Raw genomic sequence first — 14,166 nt, 5'->3', positions numbered from 1 at the left:
TTAACCCATCACTCCCATCAAGTAAACTACTGTGAAGATGAATACCCACACAACATCAATGAAGTGCCAGTATAGTGAAGCTGTGTAATACTTCTGCGCATTGTATACAGACAATCCGCGTTTTGCATTACGTAGCATAAGAAGGATGATCCATCCTAAACCAATCACTACGTGAAGACCGTGTGTTCCAACTAATGTAAAGAATGCAGAAGAGAAAGCACTCTGTGAGAAGTAGAAACCAATGTGTACATAGTGATAGAACTCGTAGATCTCAAGAGCCAAGAATCCTAGACCTAGTAATACAGTGATTGCCATCCATGTTTGCATACCACGGAAATTAAAGTTCTTCATGTGGTACATTGCGTAAACAGATGTTAAAGAAGATGTTAAAAGTAACATCGTCATAAGGAATACAAGAGGTAATCCTTCACTAAACAAAGACTGTGTTGTGAATGTCATACCTTCTGGACCTTTATCCTTCAACGCTAAGTATGTTGCGAATAAAGATGCGAAGAGAACAGTCTCTCCACCAAGGAATAACCAGAAACCTAAGAACTTATTTTTACCTTCAAGATTAGCCGTTTCCGGATGTTCCGGCCACGTTTGTGGGGTATATTTAATTTCTTCAGCCATTAGTATTTACCCCCTTTGTCATCCATTAAATCTTCTTTATGGATATGATATCCGTGGTCATCTTTCCATGAACGGACACCCATAGAGATAACTGTGATTGCTAGACCGATTACTAGTACCGGAACAGCCCACGTTTTTTCACCGTTGTAAAGTGCACCAAATGATGCGATGAACAGACCAAGTGACATTACAAATGGAATGAATGAGTTGTTTGGCATGTGAATATCGCTAAGTGGTTCAGCGTATGTCATACCTTCTTTATTTCCTTCTTGTTTCTCGATCCAGAATGTATCTAGACCACGAACAAGTGGTGTACGTTTGAAGTTGTAGAATGGAACTGGTTGTGGAATCGCCCACTCAAGTGTGCGTCCATCTTCCCAAGGATCCGTTCCAGCCGGTTTGTTTTGAACAACAGTTTTCACGATGTTCACCACTAACACGATAACTCCAAGTGCCATGAATACGGCACCACCAGAACTGATTGCGTTGAATGCGTCCCAACCTTGATCTCCTACGAATGTGAATACACGACGTGGCATACCCATTAATCCTAAGAAGTGTTGGATAAAGAATGTTGCATGGAAACCGAAGAAGAATAACCAGAATGTGATTTTTCCAAGTTTCTCATCTAACATTTGGTTGAACATTAACGGCCAGTACAAGTGCAGACCCGCTAAGATTGCTAGTACTACCCCACCTACGATTACGTAGTGGAAGTGAGCTACGATGAAGTATGAATCGTGTAATTGGTAATCAAGTGGTGCAGCTGCCTGCATGACCCCTGTTACACCACCTGCTACGAATGAAGGAATAAATCCTAAAGCGTAAAGCATTGGTGTTGTGACTTTGATGCTACCGCCCCAAATTGTGAGGAGCCAGTTAAAGATTTTCACACCAGTTGGTACCGCAATTGCCATGGTCGCTACAGCGAAGATTGCGTTTGCTGTTGGCCCAAGACCTACTGTGAACATGTGGTGAGCCCATACCATGAATCCTAAGAAACCGATAAGAACTGTTGCAAATACCATCGCTGAGTAACCGAATAAACGTTTACGTGAGAAGATGGCAAAGATTTCAGAGAAAATACCGAATGCCGGTAAAATCAGGATGTATACCTCAGGGTGACCGAAGATCCAGAATAAGTGCTCCCAGATAATTGTGTTTCCACCCATTGTATGATCAAAGAAGTTCGCACCGAACATACGGTCAAAGATCAAGAAGAAAAGACCGATTGTAAGTGGTGGGAATGCGAATAAAATAAGTGCAGATGCGACAAACGTTGTCCACGTGAATAGTGGCATACGCATATATGTCATACCAGGTGCACGCATGTTAATGATTGTTACTAGGAAGTTAATCCCGGCAATATACGTACCGGCCCCAGAGACCTGAAGTCCAAGTGCGTAGAAGTCAATACCATTTCCAGGTGAGTAAAGCGAGAGCGATGCATACGATGTCCATCCAGCATCTGGCGCTCCTCCCATGAACCAAGATAGGTTAAGGAAAATTCCTCCGAAGAAGAACAACCAGAAACCAAGTGAGTTTAAGAATGGGAATGCAACGTCACGTGCTCCAATTTGAAGTGGAACTACGGCATTCATATATCCAAATAATATCGGCATGGCAGCAAGGAAAATCATTGTCGTACCATGCATAGTAAGGATTTCATTGTATAGACCGGCACTTAAGAAGTCGTTACCCGGTACAGCTAACTGGATACGAATCAGCATTGCCTCGATACCACCGACAATGAAGAAGAATCCACCTGATGCTAAATAAAGGATGGCAATTTTCTTATGGTCAACTGTTGTAAGCCAGTCCCATAATACGGAGCCAAAGCCTTTTTTCTGTGCGATTGCGCTCACAGTTCCTACCTCCTTCGACTATTGCTTATTTTCTACTGATAAGCCCATTAAATACGCAGCTAAAGCATCTAACTCTTCATCTGATAAGTTAGGGTACTCAGGCATATTGTTTCCTGGCTTGTATTCTTGTGGATTCTTGATCCAGTCTTTTAAGTTTTCTTCCGTGTAATCTAAGTAACCAGCTACTCGGTTACGATCGCCAAATGTCGCCACGTTTGGACCTTGTCCCTGTGCAACAGCTCCGCCAACTGCAGATACTGCGTGACATCCGATACAACCGTTTTGAACGAATAACTCTTCACCTTGAACTGCTAGATCAGATTCAGGTGCAGATGGTTCTTCATTCGCAGCTGCTACCCACGCGTCGAAATCTTCGCGGCTAACAGATTTTACTTTAAAGTCCATTAGTGCGTGAGACGGACCACATAGCTCAGCACATTTTCCGTAGAAAACGCCATCTTTTAAGCCTTCAGATTCAATATCAAATTCTAAGTAGAATTTGTTCATGTTTTCAACGTTTGTATCTAACTTACCACCGATTGATGGAATCCAGAAGGAGTGCTTCACATCTGCTGCCATCAAATTGAAGTAAACGCGTTCTCCAGTAGGAACGACTAACTCTTGTGAAGTTACGATGCCTAAGTCTGGATATTCAAACTCCCACCAGTAAAGGTGTGCGTTTACGTTTACAGTTAATGCTGTTTTGTTACCTTCTTCGTCTACTTCTTCCATTCCAGCTACTTCAGCTTGTGTATATGTATAATACACAGTCGGAACTGCCAAAATAACGAGTAAGATGATTGGAATAACTGTCCAAAGAATCTCAAGTTTAGTGTTTCCTTCTACTTGTTCAGGAATTGTATCTTCCCCAACTTTTGAGCGTCTGAATTTCATGAGTGCCATTACATAGACAACAACAACGACAATAATTACGAAGGTCATAATTGCAGTAGAAAGAATCAATAAGTTAAATTGTTCAGAAGCTACTGGACCTCGTGGAGTCAAAGTTGAAATTTGCTCTTGGCCACAGGCAGCTAGGAAAAACATAAGCGCCGCTAGCATTGAAAAGAGTCGCCATTTTTTTAGCCCTTTCATCATCGCTAAATCAAACCCCACTTTCATAGTTGTAATGTTCTTCGCTTACGGATGTGCTCTACATGGTTCTTATTAGATAAAGATTGCAAAGATCACAATCGATACGAATAAGATCGTCATGTAGTTTAGGGAATAAACAAACATTTTTGTTGCCCACTTTAAATCATCTTGCGTACGATAGCCTTTTAGAGCAAGCCATAGCCATCCAAGATTGAGAGCTGTTGCAAGGATTAAAAACCCTGTTCCTAATGAACTTAGTAAGAAAGGAACTGGTAACAATGCAAGTACCCAAATTAAAATGGAGCGCTTTGTGCGTTTAAAGCCTTTTACTACTGGTAACATTGGAATGTCAGCTGCTCGGTATTCTTCTGTTCGCTTCATAGCAAGTGCATAGAAGTGCGGTGGTTGCCAGATGAACATAATTAAGAATAATGCCCAAGCTTCCCAGCCAATCACAGGTTCAATTGCCGCCCACCCGATTAATGGTGGAATAGCTCCTGAAATACTTCCTACAACTGTATTGCTGACATGTTTCCGTTTTGACCACATAGAGTAGAGCACGACATAACTAATGATGCCGGCAAGTCCCCAAACACCAGCAGATGTAGATGCCATAAATAACAATATTTCGCCTACAACGAGCAAAGTCAGAGCAATCGTCAGAACCAACGAACTTGAAAAACGACCTGTTACTGTTGGACGCTTGCGTGTTCTCTTCATAATTGGATCAATGTCTTGGTCAATCCAGTTATTCATCGCTGCCGAACCAGCAATTATGAGTGCAGATCCTCCAATTGTCAGCAGTACTAGATCAAATTCCTGTATAAAGCTACGTCCCGTCAATTGAAAAGCCAACCACATACCTGTAAATGCAGTAATCAAATTGGAATTCACAATGCCAATTTTAATAAGTGCTAAAAAATCTTGCATCCACGTTGTCGATTCGACAGTCGGCTCAGACGTTGTAGCTAATGTCGTACTGTTCGACATGTTGCGCCTCCTTTCATTCATGTAAGCATAATCTGCTACTCTTAACTATAACTAAAAACCGTATGAATTTCTAGCGTGTTCCGAGAATTTCACAAATCTATGGCCTACATCGTCATTTTGTCATAACATCTTAATAGTAATGGATTTCTGTTGTCGAGTTGTGAAAAGGAAGGTACGAATTTATGAACAAAGTGTGAAATCATATAGCCGTCACAGGATGGTACCTGTTTGTTCGTTGTTTTTTAGTGCTTTTTTCGCTATCATCTAAAGAGCAGACAAGGTATAGAAATGAAGGTGAAGCAGTGAAAATACATCCATTATTAAAAGTCCTCTCGGTACTCTCGACACTTGGTATGTTGATGATTTTGCTTGGAGGGGCTCTCGTTACAAAGACTGAAAGTGGTCTTGGTTGTGGTCGGAACTGGCCAGACTGTAACGGAAATTTGATTCCAAAAGAAATTACAGCCGAAGTATTAATCGAGTTTTCACACCGCGCGGTCACATTAGCTGTCAGCGTTCTTATTCTCGCTCTTGCGATTTGGTCTTGGCGACGAATCGGACATGTGCGTGAGACAAAATTTTTAGCAATCACTTCTGTTTTTTTCCTAGTGTTACAAGCACTTATCGGTGCGGCTCAAGTATTATGGGGACAAGGTGATTTCATCCTTGCTCTTCACTTTGGAATTTCATTAATTTCATTTGCAGCAGTTTTCTTATTAACATTATTGGTATTTGAAGTAGATAAGAAGTTTGCTTCTAGCAAAATAGTGATCGATAAAAAGTTAAGATGGCATACAATCGGTGTTACGCTTTATTCCTATGTCGTCATTTATACAGGCGCTTTAGTTCGCCATACAGAATCGAGTTTGATCTGCCGCGATTGGCCGCTTTGTCGAAATGATGAATTTGCACTCCCTAGCAATATGTACGAATGGGTACAAATGGGCCACCGAGCTGCAGCAGCGTTGATTTTCATTTGGTTACTGTACATTATGATTTATGCCATTAAGAATTATAAGTCTCAGAAAGTGATTTACTACGGATGGATTATTGCTTTTACATTGGTTGCTCTTCAAGCAACGACGGGCATGTTATCTGTTTTGACTCGCTTAAACTTATATGTGGCTCTGTTCCACTCATTGTTTATTACGTTATTGTTCGGACTCCTTTGTTACATGATACTTCTTGTTTCACGAAGCCGAGCGTATTATACGCGCGATTAATAAATAGTAAAAAATCGAAAGAGAGTTCTCGCAATTGAGAATCTCTCTTTTTTAATTGTTTAGGGCGTGCAGGGGAAGCATTCCGCGGGCGCGGGCTGAGCCTCGGTCTCAGCTTCCGCTTTTAATCCCGCTGGAGTCACCCCTGCACTCTTTTCAAGAATGACACTTCTAAATTTTTTAAACACTATCTAGATAGGCTACTTCCAAAAAAAGCACCGCTCCTTGTACAGTTCACAAGAAGCGGTGCTTTTTATAGTTCTATTAAGCTTTTTCAATTTCGATTAGTAAGTCACCTGGTGAGATGGCTTCGCCTGCTACTACATGGATTTCTTGGATCACTCCATTAAACGGTGCTTGAACCGTCGTTTCCATCTTCATGGCTTCTGTGATCAACAGGTGCTCCCCACGTTTCACTTTACTTCCTTTTGCCACAGCGACTTTTAAAACAGTTCCTGGCATCGTTGCACCGATATGCTGCTCGTTGCCCGGCTCAATTTTACGCTTCGCTACATGGCTGACTTCCACATTGACATCTTGAATATAAATTTCACGTGGTTGCCCATTTAGCTCAAAGTAGATTGTTCGCTGCCCTTCAAGGTTCGCATCACTGATTGAAACTAGTTTGACCATCAGCGTCTTCCCTTTTTCGATTTCCACTTCAATCTCTTCTCCAAGTTTCATTCCGTACAAGAATGTTGGCGTATCGAGAACTGAAACGTTCCCAAATTGATCCACTGTCGCACGATACTCTTCAAAAACTTTTGGATAAAGAATGTGTGCAAGCACTTCATGGCTGCTTACTGGTCGGTTTAACTTGTTGAACAATTCATCGCGAACGGCCTCGAAATTCGCAGGCTCTAAAAGCTCACCTGGACGAACTGTGATTGGTTTACGATCTTTTAAGATGACAAGCTGCAACTCTTCCGGGAAACCGCCATATGGCTGTCCAATGTATCCTTCGAAGAACTCGATGACCGAGTCTGGGAAGTCGAGTGACTGCCCTTTTGTTAACACTGTATATTCATCTAAATCGTTTTGTACCATAAAGAGTGCCATGTCTCCCACTACTTTAGAGGACGGGGTAACTTTGACGACATCTCCAAATAACAAGTTGACGCGAGAATACATGTCTTTTACTTCTTCCCAGCGCTTGCCCAGTCCAACAGCTTTCGCTTGCTGTTGCAAGTTACTGTACTGACCACCTGGCATCTCATGCACATAGATTTCAGAGTGCGGGCTCTTCATGCCACTTTCGAAGTCGCTGTAGTATTTTCGTACTTCTTCCCAGTACTGAGACAATTGCTCAAGTTCCCCAACATCTGTGCGTACTGTGCGATCCATGCCTTTTAATGCATAAGAAAGTGAGCTAGCTGAAGGTTGAGACGTGAGTCCGCTCATCGACCCTAATGCTGTATCCACGATATCTACACCAGCCTCGATAGCACGTGCGTATTGGAAGACTCCGTTTCCACTTGTATCGTGTGTGTGCAAGTGAATCGGTAAATCCGTTGTTTCTTTCAATTCGCTGATCAATCGATACGCAGCTTCTGGTTTTAAAAGCCCCGCCATATCCTTGATCGCTAAAATATGAGCTCCTGCAGCCTCAAGTTCTTTCGCCATATCTTTGTAATACTGAACCGTGTATTTTTGACGGCTGTCGTCTAATATGTCGCCTGTATAACAAATGGCTGCTTCTGCAATCTTGCCCGCTTGACGAGTCGCATCAATCGCTACTTCCATTCCTTTGATCCAGTTCAAGCTATCAAAGATTCGGAAAACATCAATTCCTGCATCTGCAGATTTTTGAACAAATTCACGGATGACATTGTCTGGATAGTTTTTATACCCGACAGCATTCGCACCACGAAGTAACATTTGGAACAATACATTTGGAATGCGTTCACGAAGAACTAAAAGGCGCTCCCATGGGTCTTCTTTCAAGAAACGATACGCAACGTCAAATGTTGCTCCGCCCCACATCTCTAACGAGAAGGCGTCTTTCATGCCATGAGCTGTTTGATTGGCGATTTGATACATATCGTATGAGCGCACACGTGTCGCTAGTAATGATTGGTGCGCATCACGGAAAGTAGTATCTGTAATCAACACATCGTTTTGCTCTTTGATCCACTTCACGACCGCCTCTGGTCCATGTTGATCAAGGAGCTGCTTCGTACCAGAAAGAGAGGATACATCGAATTTTTGGCTCGCTTGTGGCGGAATATGGAACACAGGCTTCGGTTTGCGCTCGATTCCTGGGAATCCATTCACTGATATATTCCCGATATAAGATAATAATTTTGTCCCGCGGTCTTGACGAGATGGGAACAAAAATAATTCAGGCGTCGTATCGATAAAACTTGTATTGAACTTTCCTTCGATGAAATTCGGGTGCTTGACCACGTTTTCTAAAAACGGAATATTGGTTTTGATTCCTCGGATTCGGAACTCTTGCAAGTTTCGGTCCATCTTCGCAGCCGCTTCTTTAAATGTCATCCCCCAAGTGGAGACTTTTACTAATAATGAATCATAGTAAGGCGTAATAACAGCACCTTGGAAGCCATTTCCGGCATCAAGACGCACTCCAAAACCACCACCAGAACGATACACCATTAACTTTCCTGTATCTGGCATGAATTGGTTTAATGGATCCTCTGTCGTTACTCGCGACTGAATAGCGTACCCAAACAATGGAATTTTGTCTTGTGCTGGTATACCCATCTCTTCACTGTCTAAGCTTAGATCGCAGGCAATTTTTATTTGTGCATGCACGATATCAATTCCCGTAATCATTTCAGTGATTGTATGCTCTACTTGAATACGAGGATTTACTTCAATGAAATAAAACTCATCATCTGTCACTAAAAATTCAACCGTACCTGCATTGACGTAATCAACGTTTTTCATCAGTTTGACAGCCGCATCACAAATCTCCATACGCAACTCATTGCTAAGTGCGTTAGATGGCGCAATCTCAACAACTTTTTGATGGCGACGTTGAATAGAACAGTCGCGCTCATACAAGTGAATCAAGTTGCCATGGCGATCCCCTAGTATTTGTACTTCAATATGTTTTGGTTTGTCGACAAATTTTTCAACGTACACTTCATCTGAACCAAAAGCTGCTTTTGCTTCCGATTTCGCACGATCATATGCTTCCTGTAAATCTTCTTTTGTAGGTACCACACGCATGCCTCGACCACCCCCGCCGAGTGCTGCTTTAATCATAAGTGGATAGCCGTATGTATCACCGAACGCTTCTAGTTCTTCTAGAGAGCTGACTGGACCATCACTGCCTGGAATGACAGGGATACCTGCTTGAATCGCTTGATCACGTGCCTTCACTTTGTCCCCGAACATATCGAGGTGTTTTGAAGTCGGGCCAATAAAGATGATTCCCTCTTCTTCACAACGTTTCGCGAACTCTAGATTTTCAGACAAGAAACCGTACCCTGGATGGATAGCATCCACGCCAGCTTCTTTCGCGATTTCAATAATGTTTTCGATGTCTAAGTACGCATCAATTGGTTTTTTCCCATCTCCCACCAGATACGATTCATCTGATTTGAAGCGATGAAATGAGCCGCTGTCTTCGCGAGAATATATGGCAACTGTACGAATACCTAGTTCGGTACAAGCTCGAAATACTCGAATTGCAATCTCTCCGCGGTTTGCTACTAAAATCTTATTAATTTTACCCATGTTTCATCGCCACCCTTTGCATCAATTTTTAGATTTTTCATACCGTGCAAACATCGATACATTTACTAAAATTCCAAGTGCTGCTGAAAATAAGATCAGTGCGGTCCCTCCATACGAGATGAAAGGTAATGGCACACCTGTAAGTGGAATAACTCCTAGCATTCCGCCTAAATTCACAAATGTCTGGAAGCCAAAAATGGATGCGATTCCAGCTGCTATCATTCGTCCATGTGGATCACGACCCGTAAGTGCAATCGAGAGGCCCTTAAATACTAGGAAGAAAATGCCGAGTAAAATAATCCCTACACCTATAATCCCAAGTTCTTCTGCAATCACTGCCATAATGAAATCCGTATGAGGCTCAGGTAAGTAGCCATATTTTTGATTGGAGTTTCCAAGACCAAGGCCTGTAAGCCCACCAGAACCAATCGCTAAGTAGCCGTTTACAATCTGGTAGCCGAAGGAATCCTCATAGGCAAATGGATTAAAAAATGCTTCGAGTCGACCAAGACGTTTTGGTGTAATTATTGACTCTCTAAAAAAGTATAGCAAAATACCAATTATCAGAAAAGCGCCAAAAATTAAGCCGAGTAATTTTGAGAACACTTTAAATTTTACGCCGCTTGCAACAATCACTGTAATACATACAAATGTAATGATCATAGAGTTCCCTACATCTGTCTCTAACATGATGGATGCGACCGCTGCTGCCATGATGATAATTGGCGGATAGATTGAATTCGTTAAATCATTTAAAGTCCCTTTTTGAATCTTCTTAGCAAACAAACCTGAGAAATACAATACGAGCACAATCTTTGCTACTTCAGAAGGTTGAAGGTTGATCGGTCCTATATATAACCAGCTCTGCGAACCAGCTGCTCCTCCACTTCCGATAAAGTGCACGAGTATGAGCAATAGGAACATCACACTGACCATCAACATCATCATATATTTATTTTTAAAGTGTTTGTAAGGAAATAAGGACATGAAGAAGAAGACGGGCACTGCAAGTAGCAGATTGGTTTTTTGTTGTTGGAAAAAGTGGTCGGGGGCCCAGTCATATTTTTCTACTGCCCAATAAAATGAAGAACTGTAAATCATGACGAGTCCGAAAATACACAACACCAAATAGACAAAGACAATTGAAAAATCTGTATAACTAAAATAACGTTTCAAATAAGTTTTCATTTAGAAGTCACCTTGCTCTTGTTCGTAATAGATTTTGTGTGCAGAATTTATGTAGTAAAAAAACTCAAACACGGACTGTTTGAGTTCATTTACGATCAGTATATGTTTCGTGTAAAAGTGACATTTCCTTTTCAAGTGACGCGAGAATTTCTTTGCCTTCTTCTCGTTGAATCAGGCCAAGCTTCACAGCAAAGTCAATCTCTCTAGAGAGACCAAACATTTGCGTATCTAATACCTCTTCATAAAGAGGACATTGCGGCATTGTTAGGTTGTCCAGTTGCACTTTAATCAACTGAGCAATTTTATCAGCATCGTTTTTCAAAAGCGATAGGGCCTTGTCACGATACGACTGCTCGATTTGTATATCCATATGAGGACGCCCCCATCTAAAAATTCTAGTTTGCCTTCTTAAAGTGTATCTTTCTACCACTAAAATTGCAAGCAGAGACGAGGTGCAGTTAAGGAAAAATACTTTGTTCCTCTTTCCTTTCACGGTATACTAACTACAGATAGAACTTGGAGGGAAAAACTATGGATATGATTATTCCAGTAAAAGGTGCTGTGAAATTTCCAATCACAATTGATCCTACAGTATGGATTTTTGATGATCGTAAAGTCGATCTAGATGAGTTTTTTAGTGAGCAGTATCAAGAAGTGAATCAAGAAGATGAGTACACAGATGTAACATCAAAGCAGTGGTCTCGTGAGATTACAGAAGGTGCCGTATTTCCACCTACTTTAAAGTCCGAGAAGAAATACGAGCGTACAAAATTACTCACGAATTCATACGCTATGCCGCTAGAGTCATTTATCAAAAATGCCGAACCAGCTCCAGACGCTTCAAACTTGGTCATTGAAACAGAGGGCTCAGAAGTTCGTTATTCACTGGCAGACCTACCGACATTGCTTGTCCAATTTTCCAAGGAAGGAAAGCCATTAAAAGAAGATGGTCCTGTTTATCTGCTTCATAAAGATGGAAGCAATCTGAACGCCCCTCTCAAGTATGTTAGTGCTTTCCGGGTGGAATAGGATGCGTGTGAAATGTGTGATTTGTGACCGTATTGACCGCTTAGAAGATGATCTGCCACTAGCAAAGAAATTGCGAAATCGTTCAATCACGACCTATATGTGTCCGGAATGTGACGAACGTATTCGTGTGAAGACAGAAGCACGAGTAGCAACTGGAAACTTTCGATTCTTTAGAAGTTCTCACCCTGCTGAAAATGAATTTTAAAAAACCTCGGAGAAAAATTTCTCCGAGGTTTTTTGTTATGCCGTCGTGCCTCGCTTTTCAAGACGCATACGGATTTTATAGATGATTAAGATCATCGCAGCGACAATCAAGCCCTCGACGATTGGCAGGAAAAATGCCAAAAACGTCAGTACTAGACAGCCAATGAACAAAAATAGATAGATCACAATGTTTTGTCCTAAGCGTAATCTTTTGGCGAATCCAAGTTTATAAACGAGAACAGACAAGGCGAAAATGATAAAAAACAAGACATACCCTGCCACATCAAAGTTAGGCATCTGCTCGTATATGAACCGGGATAGTGCTGACATCCGACCAAAGACAAATTCTTGTTCTTCCACTTAGAGTCTCTCCTTCCTAGGATTGCTCCGCGTACTTCAATTTCTTAGCAATACGCTCACGTTCGTTCTTATCCAGCACTTTTTTACGTAAACGAATCGATTGAGGTGTGATCTCACAGTACTCATCGTCATTCAAGTATTCTAACGCTTCTTCAAGTGTCATAATACGTGGCTTTTTACGCGTAGTTGTTGCTTCTTTGTTTGCAGAACGGATGTTGTTTGCAGCTTTTACTTTTGTAATGTTGACAGTTAAGTCATTATCACGCGTATGCTCTCCAACAATCATACCCTCGTAAATATCTGTACCTGGCTCTACGAAGATCGTACCACGGTCTTCTACTCCAAGAATCCCATACTCCGATGCTTTTCCAGTTTCCATAGAAACAAGAACACCTTTAGAGCGTCCACCAACACGGCCTTGCGCCATTGGTTGGTAGCTATCAAATGTATGGTTGATGATTCCGTATCCACGTGTAAGTGTTAAGAAATCAGTTGTGTATCCAATTAATCCACGAGCAGGAACCATGAAGATCAAACGAACTTGACCTGATCCGTTGTTGATCATATCAAGCATTTCACCTTTACGTTCACCCATTGATTCAATGATAGAACCAACGTGCTCTTCCGGAATATCAATTTGAACGCGCTCAACAGGTTCCATACGGACGCCGTCAATTACACGTACAATAACTTCTGGTTTCGAAACTTGAATCTCGAATCCTTCACGACGCATGTTTTCGATTAAAATCGATAAGTGAAGCTCACCACGACCTGAAACGACCCAAGCATCTGGAGAATCAGTTTCTTCTACACGTAGAGAAACATCTGTCTCAAGTTGTGCAAGCAAGCGTTCTTCAATCTTACGAGCTGTAACCCATTTCCCTTCACGACCTGCAAAAGGACTGTTGTTTACTAGGAACGTCATTTGAAGAGTTGGCTCATCAATACGCAGAATTGGTAGTGCTTCTGGTTGTTCAATCGGACAAACCGTCTCCCCAACGTTGATGTCTTCCATTCCAGAAACCGCAATTAGATCTCCAGCTTTTGCTTCTTGAATTTCAATACGCTTTAAGCCCATGAAACCAAACATTTTCGTCACACGGAAGTTTTTCACAGTTCCATCAAGTTTCATTAGTGAAACTTGTTGACCTACTGTCATTGTTCCGCGGAATACGCGACCAATTCCAATACGTCCAACATAGTCGTTGTAGTCAAGTAGTGCTACTTGGAATTGAAGTCCTTCGTCACTGTTGTCTACTGGTGCTGGGATTTTTTCAATGATTGCATCATAAATCACCTGCATGTTCTCTTCTTGATCTGCAGGGTCTGATGAAAGACTCGCAGTACCGTTCATGCCTGAAGCAAAAATTACAGGGAATTCTAATTGGTCATCATTTGCATCTAGTTCGATGAATAGTTCTAAAACTTCATCAACCACTTCTTCCGGACGAGCAAAGTCACGGTCAATTTTGTTTACTACAACGATTGGTTGCAGGTTTTGTTCTAGAGCTTTCTTCAATACGAAACGAGTTTGTGGCATACAGCCTTCGTATGCATCTACAATAAGAAGAACACCATCTACCATTTTCATGATACGTTCTACTTCTCCACCGAAATCGGCGTGTCCAGGTGTATCTAGAATATTGATTTTTGTATCTTTATACTGAATCGCGGTATTCTTAGCAAGAATCGTGATTCCGCGCTCTCTTTCAATGTCATTCGAGTCCATTGCACGTTCTTCTACATGTTCATTTGAACGGAACGTACCTGATTGTTTCAACAATTGGTCTACTAACGTTGTTTTTCCATGGTCAACGTGAGCAATAATAGCGATATTACGTAAATCTTGACGAGTATTAGTCATTTTTCCACTCCAT

Annotated in this window: 12 protein-coding genes; 3 read left to right on the top strand and 9 right to left on the bottom strand. The window is 41.6% G+C overall.

All coding sequences use genetic code 11. From position 1 onward, the window contains the following. The 4 genes from JOD03_RS00965 to cyoE all read right to left on the bottom strand — a co-directional run bounded on the left by JOD03_RS00965 (position 1) and on the right by cyoE (position 4,583). Positions 1-633, bottom strand: coding sequence for a cytochrome (ubi)quinol oxidase subunit III (locus JOD03_RS00965; RefSeq protein WP_204588946.1), 633 nt, complete (start codon positions 631-633; stop codon positions 1-3). Continuing rightward, a complete protein-coding gene (locus JOD03_RS00960; RefSeq protein ID WP_204588945.1) occupies positions 633-2,498 on the bottom strand; it encodes a cbb3-type cytochrome c oxidase subunit I in 1,866 nt (621 codons plus the stop codon). The genes JOD03_RS00965 and JOD03_RS00960 overlap by 1 nt, the downstream gene beginning before the upstream one ends. 18 nt (positions 2,499-2,516) lie before the next feature. Further along, positions 2,517-3,596, bottom strand: coding sequence for a cytochrome c oxidase subunit II (gene coxB, locus JOD03_RS00955; protein ID WP_204589366.1), 1,080 nt, complete (start codon positions 3,594-3,596; stop codon positions 2,517-2,519). A gap of 69 nt (positions 3,597-3,665) precedes the next feature. Further along, on the bottom strand, positions 3,666-4,583 hold the full coding sequence (cyoE, locus tag JOD03_RS00950; RefSeq protein WP_204588944.1) for a heme o synthase: 918 nt from the start codon (positions 4,581-4,583) through the stop codon (positions 3,666-3,668). Positions 4,584-4,885: 302 nt separating this feature from the next. Here cyoE and JOD03_RS00945 point away from each other — a divergent pair, with 302 nt between their 5' ends. Further along, complete coding sequence (locus JOD03_RS00945; protein ID WP_338032416.1) at positions 4,886-5,806, top strand: COX15/CtaA family protein; 921 nt, start codon at positions 4,886-4,888, stop codon at positions 5,804-5,806. 261 nt (positions 5,807-6,067) lie between these two features. Here JOD03_RS00945 and pyc read toward each other — a convergent pair whose 3' ends face one another. The 3 genes from pyc to JOD03_RS00930 all read right to left on the bottom strand — a co-directional run bounded on the left by pyc (position 6,068) and on the right by JOD03_RS00930 (position 11,066). Then, on the bottom strand, positions 6,068-9,508 hold the full coding sequence (pyc, locus tag JOD03_RS00940) for a pyruvate carboxylase (protein WP_204588943.1): 3,441 nt from the start codon (positions 9,506-9,508) through the stop codon (positions 6,068-6,070). 21 nt (positions 9,509-9,529) lie between these two features. Then, complete coding sequence (locus JOD03_RS00935) at positions 9,530-10,696, bottom strand: FtsW/RodA/SpoVE family cell cycle protein (protein ID WP_204588942.1); 1,167 nt, start codon at positions 10,694-10,696, stop codon at positions 9,530-9,532. 85 nt (positions 10,697-10,781) lie between these two features. Then, the gene (locus JOD03_RS00930; RefSeq protein ID WP_204588941.1) at positions 10,782-11,066 is read right to left on the bottom strand and encodes an Fpa/YlaN family protein; all 285 of its coding nucleotides are present in this window, start codon (positions 11,064-11,066) and stop codon (positions 10,782-10,784) included. Positions 11,067-11,227: 161 nt separating this feature from the next. Here JOD03_RS00930 and JOD03_RS00925 point away from each other — a divergent pair, with 161 nt between their 5' ends. Both JOD03_RS00925 and JOD03_RS00920 read left to right on the top strand, forming a co-directional pair. Continuing rightward, positions 11,228-11,725, top strand: a complete 498-nt coding sequence (locus JOD03_RS00925) for a peptidyl-prolyl cis-trans isomerase (RefSeq protein WP_204588940.1) — start codon at positions 11,228-11,230, stop codon at positions 11,723-11,725. Between the two features lies 1 nt (position 11,726). After that, positions 11,727-11,930 (top strand): YlaI family protein, encoded by a 204-nt coding sequence (locus tag JOD03_RS00920; RefSeq protein WP_204588939.1) that lies wholly within the window; start codon positions 11,727-11,729, stop codon positions 11,928-11,930. 35 nt (positions 11,931-11,965) lie between these two features. On the opposite strand, the gene JOD03_RS00915 is transcribed toward JOD03_RS00920, so the two are convergent. Both JOD03_RS00915 and typA read right to left on the bottom strand, forming a co-directional pair. Beyond that, positions 11,966-12,289, bottom strand: a complete 324-nt coding sequence (locus JOD03_RS00915; RefSeq protein WP_338032415.1) for a YlaH-like family protein — start codon at positions 12,287-12,289, stop codon at positions 11,966-11,968. A gap of 16 nt (positions 12,290-12,305) precedes the next feature. After that, positions 12,306-14,153: a translational GTPase TypA gene (gene typA / locus JOD03_RS00910; RefSeq protein WP_204588938.1), complete on the bottom strand. Its 1,848-nt coding sequence runs from the start codon at positions 14,151-14,153 to the stop codon at positions 12,306-12,308. Between the last annotated feature and the right edge of the window lie 13 nt (positions 14,154-14,166).

Source organism: Chryseomicrobium aureum (assembly GCF_016909155.1).
Lineage (GTDB): Bacteria > Bacillota > Bacilli > Bacillales_A > Planococcaceae > Chryseomicrobium > Chryseomicrobium aureum.
This window is presented reverse-complemented; position numbering and strand designations above follow the sequence as displayed.